Genomic DNA, 25,574 nt, shown 5'->3' with positions numbered 1-25,574 from the left:
GCACCGCGCCCGCCCCCGGCGGCGCCCACCCCGAACTTCCCGACGCAGCGACCACCGACGGAGACCGAGAACCCACCATGGCAGCCCCCTCCACCATCCGCTGGGAGCAGGACGACACCGGTGTCGTCACCCTCACCCTGGACGACCCGAACCAGTCCGCCAACACCATGAACGCCGCGTTCGCCGACTCGCTCGCCGCCGTCGCCGACCGCCTGGAGGCCGAGCGCGAGAGCGTCCGCGGCGTCATCGTCACCTCGGCCAAGAAGACCTTCTTCGCCGGCGGCGACCTCCGCGACCTGCTGGCCGTCGGGCCCGAGCAGGCCCGGGAGCTCTTCGAGCGCGGCATGGCCATGAAGCGCGACCTGCGCCGCGTCGAGACCCTCGGCAAACCCGTGGTCGCCGCGATCAACGGCGCGGCCCTCGGCGGCGGTCTGGAGATCGCGCTCGCCTGCCACCACCGCGTGGCGCTGGACGCCGCGGGGTCGAAGATCGGCCTGCCCGAGGCCACCCTCGGCCTGCTGCCCGGCGGCGGGGGAGTGGTCCGCACCGTGCGGCTGCTGGGCATCACCGACGCCCTGCTGAACGTCCTGCTCCAGGGCCGGCAGTACCGCCCCCGCCAGGCCATGGAGAAGGGCCTGGTCCACGAGGTCGTGGACACCCCCGAGGAGATGCTGGCGAGGGCGCGGGCGTTCATCGACGCCCACCCCGAGTCCGTCCAGCCCTGGGACGTGAAGGGCTACAGGATCCCCGGCGGCACCCCCGCCCACCCGAAGTTCGCCGCCAACCTCCCGGCGTTCCCCGCCAACCTCGCCAAGCAGCTCGGCGGCGCGCCCTACCCGGCCCAGCGCAACATCCTGGCCGCGGCCGTCGAGGGCGCCCAGGTCGACTTCGAGACCGCCCAGACGATCGAGTCGCGCTACTTCACCGAGCTGGCGACCGGACAGATCGCCAAGAACATGATCCAGGCGTTCTTCTTCGACCTCCAGGCCGTCAACTCCGGCCGCAGCCGCCCCGGGGGCGTGGAGCCCCAGGCGGTGCGGAAGGTCGGCGTGCTCGGCGCCGGGATGATGGGCGCGGGCATCGCCTACGCCTGCGCCAGGGCCGGGATCGAGGTCGTCCTGAAGGACGTGACGCCGGAGGCGGCCGAGAAGGGCAAGGCGTACTCCGCCGGCCTGCTGGACAAGGCGCTGGCCAAGGGCCGCACCACCCCCGGCAAGCGCGACGCGCTGCTGGCCCGCATCACCCCCACCGCCGACCCGGCCGCGCTCGCCGGGTGCGACGCGGTGATCGAGGCGGTCTTCGAGGACACCGCCCTCAAGCACAAGGTGTTCCAGGAGGTCCAGGACGTCGTCGCCCCCGACGCGCTGCTGTGCTCCAACACCTCCACCATCCCGATCACCTCGCTGGCCGAGGGCGTCACCCGGCAGCAGGACTTCATCGGCCTGCACTTCTTCTCGCCCGTCGACAAGATGCCGCTGGTGGAGATCATCCGCGGCGGGCGGACCGGCGACGAGGCCACCGCCCGCGCCTTCGACCTGGTGCGGCAGATCGGCAAGACCCCGATCGTGGTCGGCGACTCGCGCGGCTTCTTCACCTCGCGCGTGATCGGCCGGTTCATCAACGAGGGCGTGGCGCTGGTCGCCGAGGGCGTGGACCCGGCCTCCGTGGAGCAGGCCGCCGCCCAGGCCGGCTACCCCGCCAAGGTGCTCTCCCTGATGGACGAGCTGACCCTGACCCTGCCGCGGAAGATCCGGAACGAGGCGCGGCGCGCGGTGGAGGCCGCGGGCGGCACCTGGGAGCCGCACCCGGCCGACACGGTCATCGACCGGATGGTCGAGGAGTTCGGCCGCACCGGCCGCAGCGGCGGCGCCGGCTTCTACGAGTACGACGCGGACGGCCGGCGCACGGGCCTGTGGCCGGGCCTGCGCGAGCACTTCACCCGCTCCGACGCGGCCGTGCCCTTCGAGGACATGAAGGAGCGGATGCTCTTCTCCGAGGCGCTCGACAGCGTCCGCTGCCTGGAGGAGGGCGTGCTGACCTCGGTCGCCGACGCCAACATCGGCTCCATCCTGGGCATCGGCTTCCCCGGCTGGACCGGCGGCGTCCTGCAGTACGTCAACGGCTACGAGGGCGGCCTGCCCGGCTTCGTCCAGCGCGCCCGCGAACTCCAGGCGCTCTACGGCGACCGGTTCGCGCCGCCCGCGCTGCTGGTGGAGAAGGCGGAGAGGGGCGAGACCTTCACCGACACCCCCTGACCGGGGCGCCCCGGCGGAAACGCCGGGGCCGCGGGCCCCTTCCCCGTCCTCCCCCCTCGTTCCACCCCCGACTCAGCCCCCGTATCAGTCCTCGTCTCAGCCCTCGTCGGGGAAGGAGGCCCGCAGCTCCTCGCGCATGGAGCGCTGGAAGGCGGTCACCAGCGCCTGCACGATCATCGGCTGCATGTGGGCCGACAGCGTCCGCATGGTCTCCACCTGCTCGGGGTCGGACTCCCGCCGCCGGTAGGGGTCCCAGACCTCCTCCTTGAACATCCTGCTCAGCTCGCGGGCCGCCCCGCGGCTGTGCTCCAGGACGACCTCGCGCGCCGCCAGCAGCGTCTTCAGCGAGACGGGCACCTCCAGCAGCCGCACCCCCAGGTGCAGGATGACCGGGTCGACGCGGAAGACGCCGGGGTCGTCGGTCCGAGCCAGGACGTTCATCGCCGCCAGCCGGTCGACGTCCTCCTCCGTCAGCCTCCGCCCGGCCCGCCGCTCCAGCTGCTCGCGGGTGGTCTCCTCCTCGGAGTCCGGCGCCCAGGAGGCCACCAGGGCCCGGTGGAGGGCGAGGTCCTCGGGGCTGAGGTCGGGCGGGAGCCGGCGCAGGTAGCGCTCGATGGCCGCCAGGGTCATCCCCTGGTGCTGCAACTCCTCGATCAGCGCGAGCCGGGACAGGTGGCCGGGCCCGTACCGGCCCACGCGCCGGGGTCCGATCTCCGGCGGCGGCAGCAGTCCCCGGGTCGAGTAGAAGCGGATCGTGCGGACGGTGACGCCGGCGCGCGCGGCCAGCTCGTCGACGGTCAGGGAGGCAGCCGGATCCATGTCGGACAGTATTGCTGTCTCACCGGAGTTGTGAAACCTCTTCCGGCGCCCCGGAGGGCCCGCCCCGGGGGCGGACGGCCGTGATCCAGTGGGCCACGGGGAACACCCGGCCGCGGGCGAGGCCGGTGAAGCCCGCCGCGGCGATCATCTCCCGGTGCCGCTCGGCGTGCCCGCGGAAGTCCGCCACCATCAGCCGGCCCCCCGGCCGCAGCACGCGGAACATCTCGGCGAAGGCGCGCTCGCGCCGGTCCGCGCGGACGTGGTGGACGGCGAAGCTGGTGACGACGGCGTCGAACGAGCCGTCCCCGGCGTCGAGTTCCTGGGCCGCGCCCAGGGCGAACGCACCGCCGTCGCCCCGCCGCTCCGCGCGGCGGCGGGCGTACCCGATCATCTGCGGCGACGGGTCGATCCCCAGCACCCGGCCGCCGGGGGCGACGGCCGGGGCGACCGCGCGGGTCAGCGCGCCCGTGCCGCAGCCGACGTCCAGGACGCGGTCGCCCGGGCCGAGCCCGGCCCGCTCGGCGAGCTTCGCGAACATCCGGCGGCGCACCAGGGGAAGGGCGAGCGAGCTGAACAGCTCGTAGCCGCGGGGACGGGTGATGACGAGGCCGGGGCTGTCGGCCGCGGTGTCGGACACAGCGTCGGACACGGTGTGGGGCACGATGCCTCCCAGGAGAACTTAGTGGCGACTAAGAAACTTCACCTTAGTCACGACTAAGTTGTCCGGCAAGGGCGGGTACGGCGTGGACAAGGGCTGGATATACCGGCTGGATACGATGGAGCCGTGCCCCACCGGAAACCGATCACCGCCCCCTGCCGCACCCGGCTGAGCGCGGCCGACCGCAGGGCGTCGATCCTCGACGCCGCCATCCTCGTCTTCGCCGAGGCCGGCTACCGGCGCGGCCGTACGGCGGAGATCGCCGCCCGGGTCGGGGTCAGCGAACCGGTGGTCTTCCAGAACTTCGGCTCCAAGGCCGCGCTGTACGCCGCCGTGCTCGACCTGGCCGCCGAGCGGGTCCGCGCGGATCTGCGCGAGGAGCTGGAGGGCTGCTGCGGCGGCTCGGTGGCCACCCTGCTCGAACACGTCCTCGCCCCCGGCCACGTCGACCGGATGCACGGGCGCGGCGCCCTGGGAGCCCTGCTGGCCGACGCGGCCGCGCTCACCGAGGAGCCCCCGATCGCCGAGGCGTACGGCCGCTGCACCCGCCGCATCGCCGAGGAGCTGACGGCGCTCCTGGACCGGGGGCGGCGGGCGGGCGAGATCCCGGCGGACCTGGACCCGGCCGCGGGCGCGTGGTGGCTGCTGTCGTTCGTGGCCTCGCACCGCTTCCGCCACACCGCCCTGCCCGGGGAGTCCCGGACGGAGCTGGAGGACCGGCTCGCGGAGCTGACCCGCCGCCTGCTCACCGGCGACGCGGGCTCCGGGGCGTCCGGGAGCTGAGCGAGGGCACGTCCCCGGGCCGCCGCGGCCCGCTCTCCGCCGCGCGGGGCGGAGCCGGGGCGTCGGGGCGTCCGGCGACCAGGTCCGACAGCCGGTCCCACATCCGCATCACCGGTGCGCGCAGCCGCCGCTCGCGCCGGACGGCCCGCTCCAGCTTGCGGGCCCGCCGGGCGCCCGGCCCGTGGTAGCGCCACCGCGCCCAGGGGGCGCTCGGCCGGGAGAGCCGCACCGCGCTCACCAGGAGCAGGACGGGGAAGAACAGGCCGAGGAAGCCCGTCCAGAACTTGCCCTTGAACAGGGTGACCGCGGCCAGCCCGAAGTTGAACACCGCCAGGCCGGAGCCGACGGCCCACTCCGCGCCCCCCTCGCCGACGGCGTCGCCGATGTCGCTCACGAAGACCGGGCGCTCCCCGATCAGCAGCAGCCCGAGCGCCGCGAGCGCCACGAACACCGCCTCGACCGACAGGCGCCCCTCCTGCGTCCAGTAGACGTCGCGCAGCCGCAGGATCAGTGCGAACTCGTCGAGGACGAGGGCCGATCCGACGCCGAACAGCGCCGCCGCGGCGGCCCGCCAGCCGGTGAGGCCGGCCGGTACGGAGAAGCCGACGATCCCGCCGAGCAGCATCATCACCACGCCGAACACCACGTGGTGGATGTGCAGGCCGCCGGTCTCGACGTTCCCCGGCCACCAGCGGACCCCCGCCCTGATCATCCGGGTCGAGAACCGGATGGACGCGAACCCGACGATCATGCCGGTGAAGAAGCAGAACAGGGGGAGCCGATCGCCGTCCACGACGGTCTGCCGGAACCACTCGCCCACGTCGGCCTCGCTCACACGCTGCCGGGCGGGACCGCGCACGGCCGGCGGGACGAGCCGGCGGAGGCGGCGAGGTGCGCCCGCCCCGGTCCCGGTCCCGTTCCCGGGATCCTCCTCCAGGCTACGCCGCCCGGCCGCCCACCCGCCCGGCCGCTCGTCCACCCGTTCACCCGCCCGGCCGCCCGGCCGCCGGTCCGTTCCGGAAGCGCCCGTCCGCCCGGAAGCGGACGGTCACAGCGGGTCGGCGTCGGACAGTTCGCCGTCCAGCACCAGCCAGCGGGTGATCCCGATCTCCCGCAGGAACGCCACGTCGTGGCTGGCCACGACCAGCGCGCCCTCGTAGCCCTCCAGCGCGGTGGTGAGCTGCCGCACGCTCGCCATGTCGAGGTTGTTCGTCGGCTCGTCCAGCATCAGCAGCTGCGGCGCCGGCTCGGCCAGCATCAGCGCCGCCAGCGCCGCCCGGAAGCGCTCGCCGCCCGAGAGCGTCCCGGCCGGGCGGTCCGCCCGCGCGCCCCGGAACAGGAAGCGGGCCAGCCGCGCCCGGATCCGGTTGTCGGTCGCCAGCGGCGCGAACCGCGCCACGTTCGCCGCGACGGTCAGCCCGTCGTCCAGGACGTCCAGGCGCTGCGGCAGGTACCGTACCGGCACGTGCGCCACCGCCTCGCCCGCCGCCGGGGCGATCTCCCCGGCGATCGTGCGCAGCAGCGTGGTCTTGCCCGCGCCGTTCCGCCCGACCAGGGCGACGCGCTCCGGCCCGCGCAGCTCCAGCTCGGCGCGGGCGCCGCAGCGCAGTTCCAGACCGCGCAGGGTCAGCACGGTGCGACCGCGCGGCACGGCGGTGTACGGCAGGTCGACGCGGATCTCGTCGTCGTCCCGGACCGCCTCGGCGGCCTCGTCCAGCCGCTCCCTCGCCTGCTCCAGCCTCTCCTCGTGCAGGATGCGGTGCTTGCCGGCCGACACCTGCGCCGCGCGTTTGCGCGCCCCCACCACGATCTTCGGCATGCCTCCGGCGTCGGCCGCCTTCCGGCCCTGGCGCAGCCGCCCGGCCAGCTTGTCGTGCGCCTCCACCAGATCGCGCTTCTGCCGCCGGACGTCCGCCCTCGCCGCGCGGACCGTCCGCTCGGCCGCCTCCTGCTCCACGGCCAGGGCCCTCTCGTACGCGTCGATGTTCCCGCCGTACCAGTGGACCTCGCCGTCGCGCAGATCGGCGATCCGGTCGACGTGCCGCAGCAGCTCGCGGTCGTGGCTGACCACGAGCAGCACCCCGTTCCAGGAGCGGACGGCCTCGTACAGCCGCCCGCGCGCGGCGATGTCGAGGTTGTTCGTCGGCTCGTCCAGCAGCAGGATCTCCGGCCGGGCCAGCAGCAGCGCGGCCAGCCGCAGCAGGACCGCCTCGCCGCCCGAGACCTCGCCGATGGTGCGGTCCAGACCGATGTGGCCCAGGCCGAGCTGGTCCAGGGCGGCGCGGGCGCGCTCCTCCACGTCCCAGTCGTCGCCGACGGCCGTGAAGTTCTCCTCGCTCGCGTCCCCCCTCTCGATGGCGTGCAGCGCGGCCCGCTTCTCGGCGATGCCCAGGGCCCGGTCCACGCGCAGCGCGGTGTCCAGGTGGACGGTCTGGGGGAGGTGGCCGACCTCGCCCGTGGTGCGCACCGACCCCCTGACCGGGGTCAGTTCGCCCGCGACCAGTTTCAGCAGCGTGGACTTCCCGGCGCCGTTGAGGCCCACCAGGCCGGTGCGTCCGGGGCCGGCGGTGAACTGGAAGTCCTCCAGCACGGGGGTGCCGTCGGGCCAGGCGAAGTGCAGTCCGGCGCAGACGACGGACGGGGTGGACGGTGCGGGGGAGGAAGAGGGGGAAGAGGAAAGCGTCATACGGGCCTCTGGCTGCTCTCGGCGGGGAAGGGGGCGACACGCGGAGGCACCGGGCGGACGCCGTACGACGAGGGGGAGCGCGGGGAGGCGCGGAGCGGAGTACCGGATACCGGACGCGTTCGTCCGGAGGGCGGCTCACAGCCCGAGGTCGTCGCACGTGCGGATGCCGCGCGGGTGCGCGAGCGCCCCGCGGTTCCGGTGCCTCATGACCTCAGACGAGCAACGGCCTCTCCGATCGACGACGACAGGGCCGGTGACGACCGTAGGACGCGCGCCGGGAGGGCGCAAACGGTTTTCCGGCGGTGCGCCGCCGGACGGGTCGCAGGACGGGCCGCGGTGTTTACCGCCGCCCGCGGGTGTGCTGTGCTGCGACACATGGACCGTACCAATGGGCTCGCCGACGAGCCGCCCGCCGCGTACCCCACCGTCCCGTACCGGCCGCCCGCCGTTCCGGCCGGGGAGGCCGAGGCCCGCGCCCGCGCCTTCCACGACGTGATGGCCCGCCGCCGGACCGTACGCGACTTCTCCGAGCGCCCGCTGCCCGACGGGGTCGTGGAGTGGGCGATCCGCACCGCCGCCACCGCGCCCAGCGGGGCGAACGTCCAGCCGTGGCGCTTCGTCGTCCTCACCGACCCCGAGCGCAGGGCACGGCTGCGCGAGGCGGCCGAGGCGGAGGAGCGGGAGTTCTACGGCCGCCGCGCCTCCGCCGAGTGGCTCCGGGCCCTGGCGCCGCTGGGCACCGACTGGCGCAAGCCGTTCCTGGAGACCGCGCCCGCGGTGATCGTGGTCTTCGAGGTCCACAAGGGGCCCGGCTCCCCGCGCCCCTACTACACCAAGGAGTCGGTCGGCATCGCCGTCGGCCTGCTGCTGGCCACGCTCCACCAGGCGGGTCTGGCCACCCTCACCCACACCCCCAGCCCGATGCGCTTCCTCAACGAGGTCTGCGACCGCCCGCCCGAGGAGCGCGCCGCGTACGTCATCCCGGTCGGCTACCCGGCCGGGGACGCGCGGGTCCCCGACATCCGCCGCAAGGACCCGGAGCAGGTCATGGTGCGGCTGTGACGCCTCCGGCCCGCGGCGCGTTCGCGCCGGTCACCCGCGCCCGGCTGACCGGCGCGCTCGCCGACCGCCTCGCGGCGTCCGAGGCCGCCGACGGCTCGCCCTGGCTGCGGGCGGCGGTCGACGGCGCCCCGGCCGCCCGGCCGGGTGAGTGGGCGGACGACCTGGCCGAGGCGCTGCGGCTGCGCGGCCGTCCGGTGCACCGGGTGAGCGCGGGCGGCTTCCTGCGGCCCGCCTCCCTGCGCCTGGAGTACGGCCACCGGGACCCGGACGCGTACTACGACCTGTGGCTGGACACCGGAGCCCTGTGGCGCGAGGTCCTCGGCCCGCTGGGACCCGGCGGCACCGGCCGGGTGCTGCCCGACCTGTGGGACCCGGCCGCCGACCGCGCCACCCGCAGCCCGTACACCGAACTCCCGCCCGGCGGCGTGCTGGTGGCCGACGGCCCGCTGCTGCTGGGCCGCGGCTTCCCCTTCGACCTGACGGTCCACCTGCTGCTCACCCCGGCCGCCCTCGCCCGCCGCACCCCGCCCGCGGACCGCTGGACGCTGCCGGCCTTCGCCCGCTACGAGGAGGAGGTGCGGCCGGGGGAGACGGCCGACGTCGTGGTGCGCGCGGACGACCCCCGCCACCCGGCCTGGAACGGCTGACCGCTCCGTACCGGGCCGGGCGGCGGGCCGCCGCGGGCGGGTCACGGAGTGCCCGAGGGCTCCTGGAGCGCCGTGGAGGTGGAGACGGGGACGCCGAAGTTCGGGGTGCCGTCGGCGTTCCAGTTCACCTTCTGGACGCGGGTGGTGCGGGTCCCGCCACAGCCGTCGCCGGGACGGGAGTTGGCGTGGTAGGCCATCCAGACCTCCTTGCCGTCGGGCGAGGGGAAGAAGAAGTAGTGGCCCGGCCCGTAGACGCCGGCCGCGTCGTTCCGCTGGAAGACCGGGTTCGCGTACTTCCGCCAGGCGCCCGCGGCCAGCGGATCGCCGCCGGTCAGCTCCATCAGCCCCAGCTTGTAGTCCGGGGTGTCGCAGTGCGAGGCGGAGTAGGTGAGGAAGGTCCGGCCGCCGCGCTGGAGGACCACCGGCCCCTCGTTGACGCCCGCGCCCTGCCTCTCCCAGGAGTACGTGGGCGAGGCGATGCGCACGGCGCGGCCGGTCGGCGTCCAGGGGTTGCTCATCCGCACCGCGTACAGGTTCTGGGTGCCGCCCTCCCAGAAGGAGTGGAGCAGGTAGAGGCGGCCGTCGGGCAGGGTGAGGTAACTGCTGTCGATCATCCACCGGTTGTCGCCGTACGGGTCGACCTGGCCCTTGTAGGTGTACGGGCCGAGGGGGTCGTTGCCCGCGCTCTCCAGGACGTGGACGTGCTGGTGGTCGATGTTCCCGGAGACGCCCGCGCTGTAGGTCAGGTACCAGCGCAGGCCGTTCGGCCCGTTGAGGCGGTGGAGTTCGGGGGCCCAGAAGTTGCAGCAGCGGGAGGCGACGGTCTCGCGGTAGACGGTGGTGGGGGTCGCCGTCCGCAGTCCGCCGAGGGTGGGGGAGCGGCGCATCTCCCAGTGGGAAGCCCAGGTGGTGCCCAGGTGGTAGTAGTAGCCGGCGTAGCGGACGATCGTCGGGTCGGCCCCGTTGCGGTCGACCACCGGGTTGGTGAAGGTCCCGGCCGCCGCCGCGGCCGGGGTCGGGGAGGCGGCCTCGGCGCGGGCCGCGGGGGTGCCCGGCAGCAGCGGGGCCAGGAGCGCGAGGAGGGCCGCGGCGATGAGCGGCAGCATCCGGGCGCGCGGTGCGCGCGGTGCGCGCGGGCGAGGGGGCGTGGGGGGTGTGGGGGGCATGAGCGGCTCCAGGTTCGATATATCGAACGCCATTCGTAACTCCGGGCGAACGTAGGGCCGCCGCACACTTCCGTCAAGGTTCCGCGCGCCGGTGGCCCCCGGGGCGGCGGGCTTTCGAGACAGCGTTTCGAGACGGCGCTTCGAGGTGTGGGTTCGAGACGGCGCTTCGAGGTGTGGGGAGGCCGCGCCCGCGCGGCCTCCCCACACCGTCCCACCGGGTGCCGGCGCGCTACCGGCCCTGTTCCAGCAGGACGATGCTCTCCCGCACCGCCCCGACGAAGGCCCAGAAGGGGGCCAGGAGGGTCCTGCGGCGCTCGGCGCGGGTGTTGACCCCGAACATCGACTTCCGCAGTTCCGTGGTCAGCTCCAGCTGCGCGCCGGCGCCGAGCAGGGTGCGGTTGGCGATGTTGTCCGGGTGCACCCCCGCCAGCGCGGGGACGTCGTCGCCGTCGACGGTCCGGAAGCCCGCCGCGCCCAGCCGGTCCGTCAGATGGCCCTTGAACGCCTGGTTCCGGCCGCCGACCACCACGGCCTCCGGGCTCCCGGCCGGCGCCCCGGCCTGGGAGGCCGTGCACCCGTGCAGGGTCAGCGCGTTCCGGCTGCCCCCGGCCAGCGAACGGGCCACCGGGTCGTCGCAGTGGGTGGAGGTGACGTGCAGTTCCCCGTTGCCCGAGGAGCGCAGGCCCTCGAACATCCAGTAGTCGTACACCGGCCCGCTCACGGCGAAGTCGTTCGGGTGGTATCCGGCGACGGCCAGGCACAGCTCGGAGGTCCCCGGCTCGATGCCGCCCCCGTGCGGCGCCAGCACGCACGTCGCGGGGAACGCGTACGCCCCGGCCACGCTGTCGCCGGCCACGGCGTGCCGCCGGAACCGCAGCCCGTAGTCCACGCCCTCGACCACCGCCGGATCGGCGTACAGCGCGCTGTTGGAGGGGTAGAGGTCATCGGCCGCGTGGGCGCGGCGCACCCCTCCCTCGGCGAGCACCGCCGCCCCCGCGGCCAGTGCCGCCGCCGCTCCCAGTACGGTCCGTCTGCCCAGTTCCGCCATCGCATGCTCCTGGTGATCGCTCGAGACGCCGCCCCGCCGCGGGCCGGTCCGCCGGACGGGGGGCATTCTCGTGGAAGGGGACGGACGCCGGCCACCGGCCCCGCCGCGGGCGTGTCGGGGGACGCCTGAGCCCCCGCCGGGCGCGGGCCCGCCGGACGGCGCGGCGGCGAGCCGTGCGGCCGGCGCGTCCGCGACGAGCGGTGCGGCTGCGAACCGGCCGGAACGCGTGGGACGCGTACGCCGCCCCCTGTCGCCACGGGGCTCCTCCGGTTCCGGTCCGGTGGCCGGGCCGTGACCGGGAGAGGAGCGCCCGCCTCCGCCCGCCTCCGCCCCGCCCCGCCCCGCGCCCGGACGCGGCGCGGGGCGGAGGCGGGCGGAGGCGGGCGGAGGCGGGCGCCGAACGGGCATACCGGGGACGGCCGTTCGGAACGGGACCGGTGGTCGCGCCCCGGCCGTCAGCCCTTGTGCCAGCGGGCCAGCGCGAAGAGGAACAGCCCGTACAGCATCAGCCCCACGGCGACCGCCGCCAGCAGCCACGGGCCGGCCGGGGTGGCGGCGAGGGCGCGCAGGGAGTCGTCCAGGCCCTTCGCCTCGTCCGGGTCGTACCGCACGGCCGCTAGGACGACGAAGCCGCCCGCCACCGCGAACACCAGCCCGCGCGAGATGCCGCCCGCCACACCCAGCACGTCCACGGCGCGGCGCAGGCGCGCGGGCACCGGGCCCAGCTCCCGGCGGAACTCGTGCCGCAGCGCCCGCACCACGCTCCACACGCCGACCCCGACGACCGCCAGGCCCAGCGCACCGGCCAGCCAGCGGCCCACCGGCAGTTCGAACACCCGGGAGGTGAGGTCCTGGGACTGCCGGTCGCTCGACCCGCCGTCCGCGCTCCCCGCGGCGAAGGCGATCGCGGAGGCCGACAGCACGGCGAGCACCGCGCACCGCGCGGCCGAGCGCAGCCGCTCCTTCGGCGTGTGCCCGTCCGGGCGCGCCGCGCCCAGCAGGGCCTCCGACAGCCGCCACAGGGCCAGCCCGGCGAGCCCGATGCCGACCGCCCACACCAGGACCCGCCCGAACGGCTGCTGCGCCAGCTCCCGCAGCGCGCCGCCGCTGTCGGCCTGCCGCTCCGGGTCGCCGAAGGCCGTTCGCAGGGCCAGCAGGCCGATCAGCAGGTAGATCACGCCGTACGCGACCAGCCCCCAGCGGGCGGCGGCCGCCATGGCGGAACTGCCCGCGGCCCGTCTGGCCCTTCCGCGTACCGACGCCCTCGAAGCCGATGTCCTCGTCGATGTCCTCATACCGCGCCGTCTGCCCCCTGCGGGCGCGGCGACGCCTCCGGCGGGCGGGACGGGGAGCGCCCGGCCCCGCCCCGCCCGCCGCCGGCGGTCAGCGCCTCCCGACGCCGGAGGCGACCGCCTCCCGGAGGTTCCGGAGGGCGTCGCCGGGCAGCAGGTAGCCGGCCAGGACGTTGTGCGTGTCGGCGCGGCGGGCGGCGGAGACGTAGCCGCCGGACGAGGGGTAGAGCCGGTCGAGCCGCGCCCTGTCGAACGGGACGTGGGTGCCGAACAGGAAGCAGAAGGTCTCCCCGGAGTTGTCACCGGTGTTGAGCGCGGTCGGCACCTCGACCTGGGAGAGCCTGATGCCGCCGCGCGCCAGGCCGAGCCCGTCGCGGGCCTTGGTGCCGTCGGGGGCGAACTCCAGCGGAGGCGCGGACGGCGGCTGGACGCCGTGGTCGGCCCACCGCACCAGGTGGCCGTAGGCGGCGGCGATCACGTGGTGCAGCGGGGCCCTGCTGAACGGCGGCCGGTCGCACGCGTAGGTGGGCGCGGCGCCGAGGTCGCGGGTGAGGACCGGACGGCGGTACTCCTGGCCGTGCCAGCCGGAGTGCGCGGTGCCGGCCACCTCCCAGCGCCGGTACCGGTCGTCGTCGGCCCGCCGGACCGGGGTGCGCACGTCGGTCTCCGACAGCACGTGGAACACCGGTTCCGCGCCCCTGCGCGACGGCGCGGTGCCGACGACGTGGGCGTAGGCGTCGAAGACGGGTTCCGTCCGGGGCAGGACGCGGTCGTAGTAGACCGTCATCCGCGCGGCGGACTGCGACGCCCCGACGCCCAGCACCGTCCTGGCCCGGAGCGGGCCGAGGGGGGCCGCGCCCTCGCGGGTCCGCAGGGCCTTGGCGGCCTGCGCGAACACGTCGTAGGAGAGCTCGTCGGCGGTGAAGCGGCCCCGGCCGGTGACGTCGAGGTCCCCGTAGCGGGCGGGGCTCCAGCCGCGGAGGTGGTCCACGCCGACCCGCTGGGCGGAGACGCCGACCCAGGCGTATCCCCCGCGGATGATCTGCTCGGGCGACCACAGCGCGTCCAGGTCGTACCCGGCCGTGACGTTCTGCCACTCGGTGAGGACGGTGCCGTTGAAGCGTCCCGGGTCGGTGGGGCGGCGGACGACGATGCGGGTGGTGTACGGCACGTCGGAGGCGACGAGTTCGCCGGTGGTGCCGTAGCCGTCGGCCTCGCCGGACAGGTAGAACTCCTCCTCCACGTACCCGGCGGCGGCCAGGTCCGTGACGGTGGACATCCACGGGTGGGTGTCCTCCACATCCGGGGCCGAGGGGTCGCCGGGGGCCGTGCCGGCGACGGGCCCCTGGACGACCGGCACGCCGGTCGCCGCCGGGGCGGGCCGGGGGGCGGCCTCGGCCGCTCCCGTGGTCAGGGTGGCGGTGACCAGAGCGGCCAGCAGGATCCGCGACGTTCCACGCCATGCGCTCATGTGCGTCCGGCTCCTCTCCTCGGACGGGCTGCGTGCCCGTCCGTCCCCGAAGAGGATGGCCGGTGGGGGCCGGGGCATCATCGGCCGAATCACCGGTCCCGGCGCCGGGAAATCGTTTGCCGCCGTCCGCGGGGTCCGGCAGCCTCGTGGGGACCGCGAGGGACGGAGACGGGGCGTGGCGACGTTGGCAGGCGGCTCGGACACGGCGGCGGAGGGGATCGTCGCCCGGAACCTGACCAGGACCTTCCGGACCGCGGCGCGGCGGCCCGGCCTCGGCGGCGCGCTGAGGTCGCTGGTGGATCCGCTGCGGGTGGAGAAGACCGCCGTGCGGGACGTCTCCTTCAGCGTGGGGCGCGGCCGGCTGCTCGCCCTGCTCGGGCCGAACGGCGCGGGCAAGTCCACCACCATCAAGATGCTCACCGGCATCCTGACCCCCACCTCCGGCGAGGCGCGGGTCGCCGGAGTGATCCCCTACCGGGAGCGGGAGCGCAACGCCCGCAACATCGGGGCCGTCTTCGGCCAGCGCACCCAGCTGTGGTGGGACCTGCCGGCCCGCGAGTCGTTCGCCGTCCTCCGCGACGTCTACGGGGTGCCGGAGGCCGAACACCGCGCCCGGCTCGCCGAGTTCGACTCCCTGCTGGAGCTGTCGGAGTTCTGGGACACCCGCGTGCGCCACCTCTCGCTCGGCCAGCGGGTGCGGTGCGATCTGGCCGCCGCGCTGCTCCACGACCCACCGGTCGTCTTCCTGGACGAGCCGACCATCGGCATGGACGTGGTGGTCAAGGAGCAGGTCCGCGCCTTCCTGCGGCACCAGGTGGAACGGCGCGGCCGTACCGTGCTGCTGACCACCCACGACATGACCGAGGTGGCCCGGCTGGCGGAACGGGTGGTGCTGATCAACCACGGCCGGATCGTGCTGGACGGCTCGCTGGACGAGATCCGGGAACGGTTCGGCGGCACCTGGCAGGTGCACGCGACGCTCGACCCGGCCGAGCCGGAGGGCGCGCCGCCGCCCGGGATCCGGGTGGTGCGCCGGGAGGGGCCGCGCACGGTGTTCGGGCCCGACGGCCCCGGAGGCCCCGGCGGTGCCGCCCCGCCCACCGTCCACCAGGCGCTGCGGGCGATCGTCGAGCGCTACCGGGTGACCGATCTGGCGCTGGAGGAGAACGACCTGGAGGACGTGATGCGCGCCGCCTACCTGCGGCAGGAGGAGCGTCCGGCGGAGGACGGCGCGGAGGACGGCGCGGCGGGTGGTGCGGAGGACGGCACGGGGGGCGGCGCGGCGGCGACCGCCGGGCGGAGCGCCTGATGGCGGCACCCGCCGAGGTTCCGCACCGGCCCTGGCGGACGGTCTGGATCACCCCGCTGGGCGAGCTGCTCTCCCCGCCCCGGCTCACCGCCACCGCCGTGCGCCTGACCGTGCAGGTGTTCCTGGTGGTCTGCCTGTGGCGGGGGCTGTACGCGCAGACCGACGGCGCCGTCGCCGGACTCGACCGGGAGCAGGCCGTCGGCTACGCCGTACTGGCCGTACTCGCCATCCGGATCAGGGAGTTGGACCGGCACGGCGGGCGGGACACCGTCCAGCAGCACCTGCACCACGGCACCATCGTCTACTGGTTCCTGCGCCCGATCCCGCCGCGCCGCTACCACGCGCTGCGCGCGCTGGGCGAGCAGCTCTACGGCTTCGCCTGGGTGGCGGCCGGCTACCTGGTCTGCCGGGCGGCCGGGGTGCTGCCCCCGCCCGCCTCCGCCGGGGCCGGGGCCGCCTTCCTGGCCGGGGTGGTGCTGGGACAACTGGTCCTGTACCGCGTCATGCTGCTCACCGACCTGCTCTGCTTCTGGACGCTGCGCGACGGGGCGGCCCTGCGGATCGTGCAGTTCGCGCAGAACCTGCTCTCCGGCGCCTTCGCGCCGCTGTGGTTCTTCCCCGAGTGGTTCCGCACGATGAGCGCCTTCCTGCCGTTCCAGGCGACGCTCAACACGCCGCTGTCCCTCTACATCGGCCGCATCCCGCTCTCCGAGGCCCCGCACGCGCTGCTGGTGCAGGCGGCGTGGGTGGCCGGACTCGCCGTGCTCAGCCGGTGGTTGTGGCACCGCGCCGCACTCCGCGTCGTCTCCCAGGGAGGGTGACCGCCGTGCCCCTCGCCACCGGATCCGCCGTCGAACCCCCCTCCGCGAGGCGGCCGCGGCGGTGGGCCCGCGCCTGGTACGTCGCCTGGCGGATCACCCGGCTCAACCTCCGCGCGCAGCTGGAGTACCGCGGCGAGTTCCTGATGACGATCGGCTTCGGCATCGCCTGGCAGTCGTCCGTCATCGTCTTCGCCGCCGTGCTGCTCCAGCGGTTCCCCGGCATGGGCGGCTGGAGCAGCGGGGACGTGCTGCTGATCGTCGGCATGCGGATGCTGAGCCACGCCCTGTACGTGCTGGTCTTCGGACGGATCCACAGCCTGTCGTTCCTGGTGCAGGAGGGTGTCCTCGACGCCTGCCTGCTGCGGCCGATGCCCGTGTACCGGCAGATCCAGCTCTCGGCCTTCCCCGCCCACGGCCTGGGCGATCTGGCCGTGGGCGCCACCATGTTCGCCTTCGCCGTCCAGCAGGCGGCGGAGCCGTGGACGGCCGGGAGGGTGGCGTTCCTCGCGGCCGGGGTGGTGGGCGGCATGCTGGTGGAGTCGGCCGTCTTCACCGCCATCTCCTGCGCCGCGCTGCGCTTCCCGTCCACCTTCTACTGGAGCACCTGGGTGGACGAGCTGATGGCGACCTTCGGCAGCTATCCGCTGTCGATCCTGCCGCGGGCGGTGAGCGGGGTGTTCACCTTCGTGCTGCCGCTGGCGTTCATCGCCTACCTCCCGGCCGGCGTGCTGACCGGTCACGGCACGGCGCTGGGCGTCCCGCTCTGGCTGGCCGCGGCGTCCCCGGCGGCGGGCCTGGCGGCCTTCGTCGCGGCGCGGCTGCTGTGGAACCGGAGCCTGCGGTTCTACACGGGGGTCAACGGCTGACGGGCGCCCGCGCCGTACCGGTCCCGCGCGGGCGCCCGCCGGCCGGTCAGCCCCTGGCGGCCGGCGCCAGGAAGCCGGCCCACTCGCGGTGGGTGAAGGCGAGTCGGGGGCCCTGGGCGTCCTTGGAGTCCCGGACGCGGACGCCGTCCGGGACGGCGGCTATCTCCACGCAGTTGCCGCCCTCGTTGTCGCTGTGGCTGCTCTTCATCCAGGTCAGGTCGGTGTTCACAACTCTCCCAGAAGCCTCTCGACGAGTTTCGGGGACTCACGCGGGGTGAGAGCCTGTGCGCGGATCGTGCCGTAGCGGACCTCGAACGCGCGCACGTCCTTCCGCTCCGTGAACCATGCACTACGGCCCTGGGATTCGGTATAGGCGACTTTGGGACGGTCGGGATCTCCAGCAGGGCGAGCGAGCCGACGAGCCCGGCGTGCTCCTCCGCCTCCAGCGGCATGATCTGGAGTTCCACGTGGTGCAGCCGCCCGATGTCGAGCAGGTGCCGCAACTGCCCGCGCAGCACCGGCCGGCCGCCCAGCGGACGGCGCAGCACGGTCTCCTCCACGACGAAGCTCATCACCGGCGCCGGACGCCGCTCGAAGACCGCGCGCCGCGCCATCCGCGCGGCGACGTGGCCCTCGATGGCCTCCTCGTCCAGGCCCGGACGGCGCATCGGATAGATGGCGCGGGCGTACTCCTCGGTCTGGAGCAGACCGGGCACGACCATCTGGTCGTACATCTGGATCTCGACCGCCTGGCGTTCCAGCTTCGCGAACTCCCGGAAACGCGCGGGATACCGTGTCTCCTCCACGTCCTCCCTGACGGCGTGGAAGATCCCGCGGCCGTCCAGTTCCCGTTCGGCGCCGTCGACGAACTGCTCCCGGGGCGGGCGCTTGCCGCGCTCCACCGACGAGACCATGTCGATGCCGTAGCCGATGCGGCGGCCGGACTCCGGCTGGGTCAGCCCCGCCGCTCCCGCAGCACCTTGATCTGCTTGCCGACGACCCGCAGTACGGGGTCGACCCGCTCCGCCTCCCGGTCCGTCCCCTCGCCGTCGGCCGACGCCTGCCACTGCTCCGCCCCGGTCATGCCCGCTCCCTCCCGTACTCGCCGTGACCAACGGCCGGACCCGGCCGCCGTCACCCCGGGCGTGCCGTACGGCGTCCCCGGCGTCCCGGACCGGCGCACCCTGTACGACGCCGGGCGACACCGCGGCCGAACGGCGTTGTCGGAGGCGGACGTTAGGCTCGCGCCGTGACGAACGAACCCGGTTTCACCTGCTCGCGCTGCGGCGAACACCATCCGGAGCTCCCGATGGGCTACTCCGCGGCGGCTCCCGACTTCTGGGACGGGAGCCTCGCCGACGACCCCGACAGCCTGCTCTCCTCCGACCAGTGCGTGATCAAGGGCGAGCACTTCTTCGTCAAGGGGCTGGTCGAGATACCCGTCGCCGGCAGCGAGGAGCCCTTCTCCTGGGGCGTGTGGGTCTCCCTGAGCCGGGAGTGCTTCGCCCGCACCGCGGAGCTGTGGGACACGCCCGGCAGGGAGCGCGAGGCCCCGTACTTCGGCTGGCTGAGCACCGAGCTGGCCCTCTACTCGCCCAGCACCGTCAACCTGAGGACGAACGTCCACACCCGCGCGGTCGGCGTGCGCCCCTTCGTCGAACTGGAGCCCACCGGTCACCCCCTCGCCGTCGAGCAGCGCACCGGCATGACGCCGGACCGGGTGAGGGAGATAGCCGAGGCCGTCCTGCACCCCGGTGGCCTCGACGTCCGGGACGCCTGAGGCGCCGTGGCCGTACGGGCGGGGCGGGGTCCCGGACGGCTGCGGGGGGCACGGGCCCCGGTGCCGGCCGGAGCGCCGGTGATCGGACACGCTCGGTGACGTGAACTCGCAGATCGTTCCAGTCGAACTCCCCGCTCCCACGCACACGTTCACCCGGCTCCTGCCCTCGACGCCGCACGGGGCGCGGCACGCGCGGCTGACGGCGGCGCGGCAGCTCGCCGCCTGGGGGTGGCCGCGGGACCACGAGGTGGCGGAGGCCGTTTCCGCCGTCGTGGCCGAGCCGGCCGCCAACGCCGTCACGCACGGCCGTGTGGCCGGGCGGCACTTCCAGCTCCGGCTGCTCGTCGGGCCGGGGCTGCTGCGGCCCGACACGCTCCGTGTCGAGGTCGCCGACGCACACGGCGGCAGGCGGCCGGATCCCACGGCGCCCGTCCCCGTGCCGGCTCCGGACGCGGAGTCCGGGCGGGGACTGGTGCTGGTGGAGGCCCTGGCCGCCCGCTGGGGCGTGGCCGACCGGCTGTACTGCGGGAAGACCGTCTGGGCCGAGTTCGCCCTCGGGGAGACCGGCGGCGGGGACGGAGGCGGACCATAGCGGGATGAAGAGAATCAGTGCGGACATACGTCGCATGGCGGCGATAGCCTGGAACTGCCTCGACTTCTCCGACGGTGGGAGGCGACACCATGACGTTCATCCAGGTCATCGACTGCAAGACCCACCAGGCCGACGAGCTGGACCGGCTGATGGGCGACTGGGTCCAGGCGACCCAGGGCAAGCGGACGGCCACCCACTCGGTCGTCGCGCGGGACCGCTCCGACCCCGACCACGTGGTGGAGATCGTGGAGTTCCCCTCCTACGAGGAGGCGATGCGGAACTCCCGCCTGCCCGAGACCGACCGGATCTTCCAGCGGCTGGTGGAGGCCTGCGACGAGGAGCCGACCTTCACGGACCTGGAGGTCTTCCGGGACGAGCAGTTCAACACCGGCGTGGCCCGCACCTTCATCGAGGAGGTGATCAACGGGCGGAACCTCGACGCGGCCGACGGGCTGTGCACCGACGACTACTGCGAGCACGACCCCTCGCTCTCCTCCTACGAGGTCAGGCTCGCGCAGGCCAAGGAGGAGAACCAGGAGATCCTGGAGGCGTTCCAGCCGGTGATGGTCATCGAGGACCTGTTCGCCGAGGGCGACAAGGTGTGCGCGCGGCTGTCCTACACCGGCCGCCACTCGGGGACGTACCAGGGGCTGGAGCCCACCGGCAAGGAGGTCAGCGGGACCGGCCACGCCACCTTCCGCTTCGTGGACGGGAAGATCGCGGAGAGCTGGTGGAACTGGGACGACCTCGGGCTGCTGCGGCAGGTCGGCGCCGTCGAGATCTGATCCGGGCCGAGCCGGACCGGACCGGGGAGGGCTGGACCGGACCGGGCCCGGCCCTCCCGCGTTCCGCAGGGCCGCCGGGATCAGCGGGGGAGCGTGGTGGAGTCGACGTGGGCGGAGATCGCGACCTGGGGCTGCTCCCGGGCCGGGCCGTCCAGCGGGTCCCACTGGTTGGTGTGCCAGACGTTCTGCATGAAGGCCGACGGCTTGTCCGGGATGCGGGAGGCCGGGCCGCGGTAGTCCCAGAGCACGTTCCTGCGCCCGTCGGCGTCGTGGGTCCAGAAGGTCACCGAGTCCGGCTGCCAGTCGAACATGAAGGTGTGGAACTGGGTGGAGGAGTTGAAGCCGGGCACGGGCGTGACGCTCGCGGGGCTGTTCTCGCCCGGCAGCTCGGTCTGGCAGTCCCCGCCGAGCCGCACCATGTAGCAGTTGTGCAGGACCTTCCCGGTGCGCATGTCGATCGCGCGGGAGATCTTGCGGACGGGGATCGGCTGCCCCGGCGCCACCGACCCGTCGTAGTCGGTCCAGATGGTCAGCCAGACGACGTGGGGCTGGGCGCAGAGGACCTCGATGTCGATCTCGTCGTTGTCCGGCAGGCCGTTGCCGTTGGCGTCGGAGTGGTCGGTGGAGTAGGTGAAGGTCCCGGTGACGACGCCGAGGCGGCCCTGCCCGGTGCAGTCGGCCGTCCTGATGCGGGTGCCGTAGGTGCCGTAGCGGTAGGTGCTCTGGTTGCTGCTGATCTCCACGCCGTTGCCCGGGCCGACGCCGGGGCGGGCGCCGAGCCTGAGCCGGAGCGCGCGGCCGTCGGTGGTGCCGTCCATCGACACGACGCCGACGGTGCCGCCGGGAGCCGATGTCCGGGAGAAGTAGGGGGAGTCGCCGGTCCAGTGCTCCGTGACGGGGGCCGCCGCGGCCGAGTTGGCGAAGAGGACACCGGACATGGCGGCCGCCGCGACGGCCGTGAGCCATCGCAGGCGCCGGGCTCCGCGGCGGGTTCGGGGCGGAGACGATGTGTGGGGCATGGTCTCTCCATCGTGAGGGGCTCATCCGGGGGACGTCCGGCCCGGTCCGCCGGGCGGTTGCCGGACGTCGTCCGGGGGCGGAACGGCGGTGGACGTTATGAGAGCGCTCTCAGGATCGGCCGCGACGACATCCGTGTCAATGGTCCGGACCTGCTGCCCCGTTCCGGGCCGGCGCCGCCGTGCCCGCCCCGTGGCGGTTCACGGGGCGGGCACGGGGGTGGGTGTGAGGCGGGCACGGCGGCGTGGTGAGGCGCGGCCCGCCGGGGGTCCGGGGTGCCGCGAGGGGCCTCAGGCCCCGGAGGCCGCCTTGCGGGCCTCGATGCGGGCGCGGCGGGCGGCCAGGCGCTCGTCGAGCTTGCGGGCCTCGTCGTCCAGGCCGCCCAGGTACAGGCCCAGCTCCTCCTGGGCCTTGAGGCCCTCCGGGCCGAGGCCGCCGATCTCCAGGACCTTCAGGTGGCGCAGCACCGGCTGGAGCACGTCGTCGTGGTGGATGCGCAGGTTGTAAATGCCGCCGATCGCCATCTGCGCGGCGGCCCGCTCGAAGCCGGGCATGCCGTGGCCGGGCATCCGGAAGTTCACCACCACGTCGCGCACGGCCTGCATGGTCTGGTCCGGGGCCAGTTCGAAGGCCGCCCGCAGCAGGTTGCGGTAGAAGACCATGTGCAGGTTCTCGTCGGTGGCGATGCGGGCCAGCATCCGGTCGCAGACCGGATCGCCGGACTGGTGGCCGGTGTTGCGGTGGGAGATGCGGGTGGCCAGCTCCTGGAAGGCGACGTAGGCGACGGAGTGGAGCATCGAGTGCCGGTTGTCGGACTCGAACCCCTCCGACATGTGCGCCATCCGGAACTCCTCCAGCTTCACCGGGTCCACGGCGCGGGAGGTCAGCAGGTAGTCGCGCATCACGATGCCGTGCCGCCCCTCCTCGGCGGTCCAGCGGTGCACCCAGGTGCCCCAGGCGCCGTCGCGGCCGAAGAGGGTGGCGATCTCGTGGTGGTAGCTGGGGAGGTTGTCCTCGGTCAGCAGGTTGACCACCAGGGCGATGCGGCCGATGTCGGTGACCCTGGACTGCTCCGGCTCCCAGGGGTCGCCGCCGAGCGGGCCGTCGAAGTTGCGGCCGTCGCTCCAGGGCACGTACTCGTGCGGCATCCAGTCCTTGGCGACCGCCAGATGACGGTTGAGTTCCCTCTCCACCACCTCTTCCAGGGCGTAGAGCAGACGTGCGTCCGTCCACTGCTCCGAACCGGGGGTGTGCGGGGTGGTGAGGGTCATGGAGTCTCCACGGGGGTCGGGAACGGGGGATGACCTACGGGTCCGTAGGTTACGAAACCGTAGGTTAGCGGACAGGGAAAGGCAAGATCGGTTCTGTGAGGGGGCGTGAACGATGTGTGCCCGGCGGCCCGGGGGACACGGGAACCTCCGGGCCCCGCGGGCGCGTTGCCGGCGTGGAGGGAAGGGGGGAGGCCATGACGCTGGAGGTCTGGCAGAAGTACGTCCTGAGGCATCTGGAGGCCGTTCTCGCGGCACTCGGACCACTGGCCGAGGACCCGGTGAGCGGCCGCACCGGGGAGATCCCCGGGGTGCTGGAGTGGACGCTGCCGTGGAGCATGGACGACGGCATGGGGAACGTGCGGCTCACGCTGTTCGAGGAGAGGCGGGGGAGGGGCGCGGCACCGCGGGTGCGGGTGGTGGTGGCGGCCGTCGCGAAGCCGTTCGCCTTCGGGCAGCCGACCGTGGTGGACCTGCCGCGTCACGACCCCGACTCGGCCGGGACCGACGGGACGGGGCCGCAGGCCGGAAGTCCGACCCGGGAGATGGCCCGGTATCTGATGGAGCACACCGGCGGCGACGCGGAATCCCTGAAGCGGGAACCGGACGGAGCGGTGAGCTTCACCGTGGTGGTGGCCGGGGGACAGGGCGACCGGGAACCGCGGTGAAGCCGGGTGACGCGGTGGGGCGGCGCCCCACCGCGTCACCGGGGCGTCAGAGCAGGCCCGCGCGCCGCAGGGCCTCGGCCATCTCGCTGTTGGCCGGGGCGGCCTCGCGGCGCTGGCCGCCACCGCCGCCCCGCCGGTCGCCCTGGCGCTGGCGCGGGGCGGCGGCACGCTGCCCGCCGCGCTGCCCGCCGCCGCGCTGACCGCGCGCCGGACGGTCGCCGCCGCCCGCGCCGGGGCCGGTCTCGTCGTCGAGCCGCAGGGTCAGCGAGATCCGCTTGCGCGGCACGTCCACGTCCAGCACCTTGACCTTCACGATGTCGCCGGACTTCACCACGTCGCGCGGGTCCTTCACGAACGTCTTCGACATCGCCGAGACGTGGACCAGCCCGTCCTGGTGGACGCCGACGTCCACGAAGGCGCCGAACGCGGCGACGTTGGTGACCACGCCCTCCAGGACCATGCCCGGCTCCAGGTCGCCGATCTTCTCCACGCCCTCCCTGAAGGTCGCCGTCTGGAAGGCCGGACGCGGGTCGCGGCCGGGCTTCTCCAGCTCCCTGAGGATGTCGTTGACCGTCGGCAGGCCGAAGGTGTCGTCCACGAACTCCTGCGGCCGCAGGCTGCGCAGCACCTGCGTGTTGCCGATGAGCGCCGCGACGTCGCTGCCGGTGGCCTTCACCATCCGGCGCACCACCGGGTACGCCTCGGGGTGGACGGCGGACGCGTCCAGCGGGTCGTCGCCGCCGCGGATCCGCAGGAAGCCCGCGCACTGCTCGTACGCCTTGGGGCCGAGGCGGGAGACGTCCTTGAGGCTCCTGCGGCTGCGGAAGGGGCCGTTGGCGTCGCGGTGGGCGACGATGTTCTCCGCCAGGCCCGCGCCGATGCCCGACACCCGCGACAGCAGCGGGGCCGAGGCGGTGTTGACGTCCACGCCGACGCCGTTCACGCAGTCCTCCACGACCGCGTCCAGCGAGCGCGACAGCTTCACCTCGGAGACGTCGTGCTGGTACTGGCCCACGCCGATCGACTTGGGGTCGATCTTGACGAGTTCGGCCAGCGGGTCCTGCAGGCGCCGGGCGATGGAGACCGCGCCGCGCAGCGAGACGTCCAGGTCGGGCAGCTCCCTGGAGGCGAAGGCCGAGGCGGAGTACACCGAGGCGCCCGCCTCGGAGACCATCACCTTGGTCAGCTTCAGCTCCGGGTGCGCCGCGCACAGTTCGGCCGCGAGCCTGTCCGTCTCGCGGGAGGCGGTGCCGTTGCCGATGGCGATCAGCTCGACGCGGTGCTCGCGCGCCAGCCGCGCCAGGGTCGCCAGCGACTCCTTCCAGCGGTTCTGCGGGACGTGCGGGTAGATCGTGTCGGTGGCGGCCACCTTGCCGGTGGCGTCGACGACGGCGACCTTCACGCCCGTGCGGAAGCCCGGGTCCAGGCCCATGGTGGCGCGGGTGCCGGCCGGGGCGGCCAGCAGCAGGTCGCGCAGGTTGGCCGCGAACACCGCGACCGCCTCGTCCTCCGCGGCGGTGCGCAGCCGCAGCCGCAGGTCGATGCCCAGGTGCACCAGGATGCGGGTGCGCCAGGCCCAGCGCACGGTGTCGGCCAGCCAGCGGTCGGCGGGACGGCCGCGGTCCTCGATGCCGAACCGGCGGGCGACGGCGCGCTCGTACTCGCCGGGGCCGGTGGTCTCGCGCAGGGCTCCGCCCTCCCCGGACTCCCCGGCGGCGGGCTCCGGCTCCGGGTCGAGGGTGAGGTCGAGGACCTCCTCCTTCTCGCCGCGGAGCATCGCCAGCACCCGGTGCGAGGGCAGTTCGGTGAAGGGCTCGGAGAAGTCGAAGTAGTCGGCGAACTTGGCGCCCTGCTCCTCCTTGCCCTCGCGCACCCTCGCCACGAGCCGGCCGCGCCGCCACATCGTCTCGCGCAGCTCGCCGATCAGGTCGGCGTCCTCGCCGAAGCGCTCGGTGAGGATCGCCCGCGCGCCCTCCAGCGCGGCGGAGGCGTCCGCGACGCCCCTGTCCGGGTCGACGAACGCCGCCGCGGCGGTGGCCGGCTCCACGGACGGGTCGCCCAGCAGGCCGTCGGCCAGCGGCTCCAGGCCCGCCTCGCGGGCGATCTGCGCCTTGGTGCGCCGCTTGGGCTTGTAGGGCAGGTAGATGTCCTCCAGGCGCGCCTTGGAGTCGGCCGCCCGGATGCGGGCCTCCAGCTCGGCGTCGAGCTTGCCCTGGGAGCGCACGGACTCCAGGATCGCCGTCCGCCGCTCCTCCAGCTCCCGCAGGTAGCGCAGCCGCTCCTCCAGGGTGCGCAGCTGCGCGTCGTCCAGGCCGCCGGTGGCCTCCTTGCGGTAGCGCGCGACGAACGGCACGGTCGAGCCGCCGTCGAGCAGTTCGACGGCGGCCCTGACCTGCCGTTCCCGTACGCCGAGTTCCTCGGCGATCCTGCCCTCGACGGACGCCGCGCCGGACGTGCCGGCCGGTGCCGCGCCCTCGACGGGCGTCTCTCCGATGGACTGTGTCACGATCCGTTCCGCCTTCTCGGTGCTGGGTGCTCCCCCCGGTAGCCCGCATTGTTACAGGCCGCACCGACAGGCGGA

The 25,574-nt window shown here is 74.3% G+C and carries 24 protein-coding genes and 1 pseudogene; 11 read left to right on the top strand and 14 right to left on the bottom strand.

Annotated features, from left to right (window positions below):
• Positions 1 to 77 precede the first annotated feature (77 nt).
• Entirely contained in the window at positions 78 to 2,255 is a 2,178-nt protein-coding gene (locus tag QC029_RS03540; protein ID WP_279553846.1) for a 3-hydroxyacyl-CoA dehydrogenase NAD-binding domain-containing protein, read from the top strand.
• Between the two features lie 96 nt (positions 2,256 to 2,351).
• Here QC029_RS03540 and QC029_RS03535 read toward each other — a convergent pair whose 3' ends face one another.
• Both QC029_RS03535 and QC029_RS03530 read right to left on the bottom strand, forming a co-directional pair.
• Positions 2,352 to 3,074 (bottom strand): MerR family transcriptional regulator, encoded by a 723-nt coding sequence (locus tag QC029_RS03535; protein WP_279553845.1) that lies wholly within the window; start codon positions 3,072 to 3,074, stop codon positions 2,352 to 2,354.
• Positions 3,075 to 3,093: 19 nt separating this feature from the next.
• Positions 3,094 to 3,735, bottom strand: a complete 642-nt coding sequence (locus QC029_RS03530; protein WP_279553844.1) for a class I SAM-dependent methyltransferase — start codon at positions 3,733 to 3,735, stop codon at positions 3,094 to 3,096.
• Between the two features lie 123 nt (positions 3,736 to 3,858).
• Between QC029_RS03530 and QC029_RS03525 the strand changes: the two genes are divergently transcribed.
• A complete protein-coding gene (locus QC029_RS03525; RefSeq protein ID WP_279553843.1) occupies positions 3,859 to 4,515 on the top strand; it encodes a TetR/AcrR family transcriptional regulator in 657 nt (218 codons plus the stop codon).
• On the opposite strand, the gene QC029_RS03520 is transcribed toward QC029_RS03525, so the two are convergent.
• The gene (locus QC029_RS03520; protein ID WP_279553842.1) at positions 4,478 to 5,350 is read right to left on the bottom strand and encodes a hypothetical protein; all 873 of its coding nucleotides are present in this window, start codon (positions 5,348 to 5,350) and stop codon (positions 4,478 to 4,480) included. The genes QC029_RS03525 and QC029_RS03520 overlap by 38 nt on opposite strands.
• Positions 5,351 to 5,563: 213 nt before the next feature.
• Positions 5,564 to 7,201: an ABC-F family ATP-binding cassette domain-containing protein gene (locus QC029_RS03515; RefSeq protein WP_279553841.1), complete on the bottom strand. Its 1,638-nt coding sequence runs from the start codon at positions 7,199 to 7,201 to the stop codon at positions 5,564 to 5,566.
• 375 nt (positions 7,202 to 7,576) lie between these two features.
• Between QC029_RS03515 and QC029_RS03510 the strand changes: the two genes are divergently transcribed.
• Positions 7,577 to 8,263, top strand: coding sequence for a nitroreductase family protein (locus QC029_RS03510; RefSeq protein ID WP_279553840.1), 687 nt, complete (start codon positions 7,577 to 7,579; stop codon positions 8,261 to 8,263).
• On the top strand, positions 8,260 to 8,910 hold the full coding sequence (locus QC029_RS03505) for a uridine kinase (RefSeq protein WP_279553839.1): 651 nt from the start codon (positions 8,260 to 8,262) through the stop codon (positions 8,908 to 8,910). The genes QC029_RS03510 and QC029_RS03505 overlap by 4 nt, the downstream gene beginning before the upstream one ends.
• A 41-nt stretch (positions 8,911 to 8,951) precedes the next feature.
• On the opposite strand, the gene QC029_RS03500 is transcribed toward QC029_RS03505, so the two are convergent.
• The 4 genes from QC029_RS03500 to QC029_RS03485 form a co-directional block, all read right to left on the bottom strand.
• Positions 8,952 to 10,076: a glycoside hydrolase family 43 protein gene (locus QC029_RS03500; RefSeq protein WP_279553838.1), complete on the bottom strand. Its 1,125-nt coding sequence runs from the start codon at positions 10,074 to 10,076 to the stop codon at positions 8,952 to 8,954.
• Between the two features lie 229 nt (positions 10,077 to 10,305).
• Entirely contained in the window at positions 10,306 to 11,124 is an 819-nt protein-coding gene (locus QC029_RS03495; protein ID WP_279553837.1) for a poly-gamma-glutamate hydrolase family protein, read from the bottom strand.
• A 455-nt stretch (positions 11,125 to 11,579) separates the two neighbouring features.
• A complete protein-coding gene (locus tag QC029_RS03490) occupies positions 11,580 to 12,341 on the bottom strand; it encodes a DUF1206 domain-containing protein (RefSeq protein WP_279553836.1) in 762 nt (253 codons plus the stop codon).
• 166 nt (positions 12,342 to 12,507) lie between these two features.
• Positions 12,508 to 13,887, bottom strand: coding sequence for an alpha/beta hydrolase domain-containing protein (locus QC029_RS03485; protein WP_279553835.1), 1,380 nt, complete (start codon positions 13,885 to 13,887; stop codon positions 12,508 to 12,510).
• 175 nt (positions 13,888 to 14,062) lie between these two features.
• On the opposite strand from QC029_RS03485, the gene QC029_RS03480 reads away from it, so the two are divergent.
• From QC029_RS03480 to QC029_RS03470, 3 genes are all read left to right on the top strand, one after another.
• Positions 14,063 to 15,196 (top strand): ATP-binding cassette domain-containing protein, encoded by a 1,134-nt coding sequence (locus QC029_RS03480; RefSeq protein ID WP_279553834.1) that lies wholly within the window; start codon positions 14,063 to 14,065, stop codon positions 15,194 to 15,196.
• Positions 15,196 to 16,017: an ABC-2 family transporter protein gene (locus tag QC029_RS03475; RefSeq protein WP_279553833.1), complete on the top strand. Its 822-nt coding sequence runs from the start codon at positions 15,196 to 15,198 to the stop codon at positions 16,015 to 16,017. Before QC029_RS03480 ends, QC029_RS03475 begins: the two co-directional genes overlap by 1 nt.
• 92 nt (positions 16,018 to 16,109) lie before the next feature.
• The gene (locus tag QC029_RS03470) at positions 16,110 to 16,883 is read left to right on the top strand and encodes an ABC-2 family transporter protein (RefSeq protein WP_279553964.1); all 774 of its coding nucleotides are present in this window, start codon (positions 16,110 to 16,112) and stop codon (positions 16,881 to 16,883) included.
• Between the two features lie 46 nt (positions 16,884 to 16,929).
• Here the strand turns inward: QC029_RS03470 and QC029_RS03465 are convergent, their stop codons facing one another.
• The 3 genes and pseudogenes from QC029_RS03465 to QC029_RS31045 all read right to left on the bottom strand — a co-directional run bounded on the left by QC029_RS03465 (position 16,930) and on the right by QC029_RS31045 (position 17,967).
• Positions 16,930 to 17,112 (bottom strand): DUF397 domain-containing protein, encoded by a 183-nt coding sequence (locus QC029_RS03465; protein WP_279553832.1) that lies wholly within the window; start codon positions 17,110 to 17,112, stop codon positions 16,930 to 16,932.
• Positions 17,109 to 17,605: pseudogene (locus QC029_RS31050) on the bottom strand (DUF5753 domain-containing protein). The gene QC029_RS03465 and the pseudogene QC029_RS31050 overlap by 4 nt, the downstream one beginning before the upstream one ends.
• A gap of 233 nt (positions 17,606 to 17,838) precedes the next feature.
• Positions 17,839 to 17,967 carry a hypothetical protein gene (locus QC029_RS31045; protein ID WP_336621555.1) on the bottom strand — a complete coding sequence of 43 codons (129 nt, stop codon included), beginning with the start codon at positions 17,965 to 17,967 and terminating at the stop codon, positions 17,839 to 17,841.
• Between the two features lie 225 nt (positions 17,968 to 18,192).
• Here QC029_RS31045 and QC029_RS03455 point away from each other — a divergent pair, with 225 nt between their 5' ends.
• The 3 genes from QC029_RS03455 to QC029_RS03445 all read left to right on the top strand — a co-directional run bounded on the left by QC029_RS03455 (position 18,193) and on the right by QC029_RS03445 (position 20,040).
• On the top strand, positions 18,193 to 18,663 hold the full coding sequence (locus QC029_RS03455) for a DUF2199 domain-containing protein (RefSeq protein WP_279553962.1): 471 nt from the start codon (positions 18,193 to 18,195) through the stop codon (positions 18,661 to 18,663).
• A 100-nt stretch (positions 18,664 to 18,763) separates the two neighbouring features.
• Positions 18,764 to 19,255, top strand: coding sequence for an ATP-binding protein (locus QC029_RS03450; protein WP_279553831.1), 492 nt, complete (start codon positions 18,764 to 18,766; stop codon positions 19,253 to 19,255).
• A gap of 89 nt (positions 19,256 to 19,344) precedes the next feature.
• Complete coding sequence (locus tag QC029_RS03445) at positions 19,345 to 20,040, top strand: ester cyclase (RefSeq protein ID WP_279553830.1); 696 nt, start codon at positions 19,345 to 19,347, stop codon at positions 20,038 to 20,040.
• Between the two features lie 80 nt (positions 20,041 to 20,120).
• On the opposite strand, the gene QC029_RS03440 is transcribed toward QC029_RS03445, so the two are convergent.
• Both QC029_RS03440 and QC029_RS03435 read right to left on the bottom strand, forming a co-directional pair.
• On the bottom strand, positions 20,121 to 20,978 hold the full coding sequence (locus QC029_RS03440; RefSeq protein WP_279553829.1) for a glycoside hydrolase family 16 protein: 858 nt from the start codon (positions 20,976 to 20,978) through the stop codon (positions 20,121 to 20,123).
• A 369-nt stretch (positions 20,979 to 21,347) separates the two neighbouring features.
• Positions 21,348 to 22,328 carry an acyl-ACP desaturase gene (locus QC029_RS03435; protein WP_279553828.1) on the bottom strand — a complete coding sequence of 327 codons (981 nt, stop codon included), beginning with the start codon at positions 22,326 to 22,328 and terminating at the stop codon, positions 21,348 to 21,350.
• A gap of 194 nt (positions 22,329 to 22,522) precedes the next feature.
• On the opposite strand from QC029_RS03435, the gene QC029_RS03430 reads away from it, so the two are divergent.
• On the top strand, positions 22,523 to 22,993 hold the full coding sequence (locus QC029_RS03430; RefSeq protein WP_279553827.1) for a hypothetical protein: 471 nt from the start codon (positions 22,523 to 22,525) through the stop codon (positions 22,991 to 22,993).
• A 46-nt stretch (positions 22,994 to 23,039) separates the two neighbouring features.
• On the opposite strand, the gene QC029_RS03425 is transcribed toward QC029_RS03430, so the two are convergent.
• Positions 23,040 to 25,487: a Tex family protein gene (locus QC029_RS03425; RefSeq protein WP_279553961.1), complete on the bottom strand. Its 2,448-nt coding sequence runs from the start codon at positions 25,485 to 25,487 to the stop codon at positions 23,040 to 23,042.
• Between the last annotated feature and the right edge of the window lie 87 nt (positions 25,488 to 25,574).

Source organism: Streptomyces sp. DH37 (assembly GCF_029813835.1).
Classification (GTDB): domain Bacteria; phylum Actinomycetota; class Actinomycetes; order Streptomycetales; family Streptomycetaceae; genus Streptomyces.
The sequence above is the reverse complement of the archived record's forward strand: the minus strand, read 5'-3'. Positions and strand labels throughout refer to the sequence as shown.

Bases quoted from the DNA above. Each gene is read 5' to 3' on its own strand.
- QC029_RS03540 (WP_279553846.1), top strand. From the start codon at position 78: ATGGCAGCCCCCTCCACCATCCGCTGGGAGCAGGACGACACCGGTGTC.
- QC029_RS03535 (WP_279553845.1), bottom strand. From the start codon at position 3,074: ATGGATCCGGCTGCCTCCCTGACCGTCGACGAGCTGGCCGCGCGCGCC.
- QC029_RS03515 (WP_279553841.1), bottom strand. From the start codon at position 7,201: ATGACGCTTTCCTCTTCCCCCTCTTCCTCCCCCGCACCGTCCACCCCG.
- QC029_RS03510 (WP_279553840.1), top strand. From the start codon at position 7,577: ATGGACCGTACCAATGGGCTCGCCGACGAGCCGCCCGCCGCGTACCCC.
- QC029_RS03500 (WP_279553838.1), bottom strand. From the start codon at position 10,076: ATGCCCCCCACACCCCCCACGCCCCCTCGCCCGCGCGCACCGCGCGCA.
- QC029_RS03495 (WP_279553837.1), bottom strand. From the start codon at position 11,124: ATGGCGGAACTGGGCAGACGGACCGTACTGGGAGCGGCGGCGGCACTG.
- QC029_RS03490 (WP_279553836.1), bottom strand. From the start codon at position 12,341: ATGGCGGCCGCCGCCCGCTGGGGGCTGGTCGCGTACGGCGTGATCTAC.
- QC029_RS03485 (WP_279553835.1), bottom strand. From the start codon at position 13,887: ATGAGCGCATGGCGTGGAACGTCGCGGATCCTGCTGGCCGCTCTGGTC.
- QC029_RS03475 (WP_279553833.1), top strand. From the start codon at position 15,196: ATGGCGGCACCCGCCGAGGTTCCGCACCGGCCCTGGCGGACGGTCTGG.
- QC029_RS31045 (WP_336621555.1), bottom strand. From the start codon at position 17,967: ATGACCGGGGCGGAGCAGTGGCAGGCGTCGGCCGACGGCGAGGGGACG.
- QC029_RS03455 (WP_279553962.1), top strand. From the start codon at position 18,193: ATGGGCTACTCCGCGGCGGCTCCCGACTTCTGGGACGGGAGCCTCGCC.
- QC029_RS03445 (WP_279553830.1), top strand. From the start codon at position 19,345: ATGACGTTCATCCAGGTCATCGACTGCAAGACCCACCAGGCCGACGAG.
- QC029_RS03440 (WP_279553829.1), bottom strand. From the start codon at position 20,978: ATGTCCGGTGTCCTCTTCGCCAACTCGGCCGCGGCGGCCCCCGTCACG.
- QC029_RS03435 (WP_279553828.1), bottom strand. From the start codon at position 22,328: ATGACCCTCACCACCCCGCACACCCCCGGTTCGGAGCAGTGGACGGAC.
- QC029_RS03430 (WP_279553827.1), top strand. From the start codon at position 22,523: ATGACGCTGGAGGTCTGGCAGAAGTACGTCCTGAGGCATCTGGAGGCC.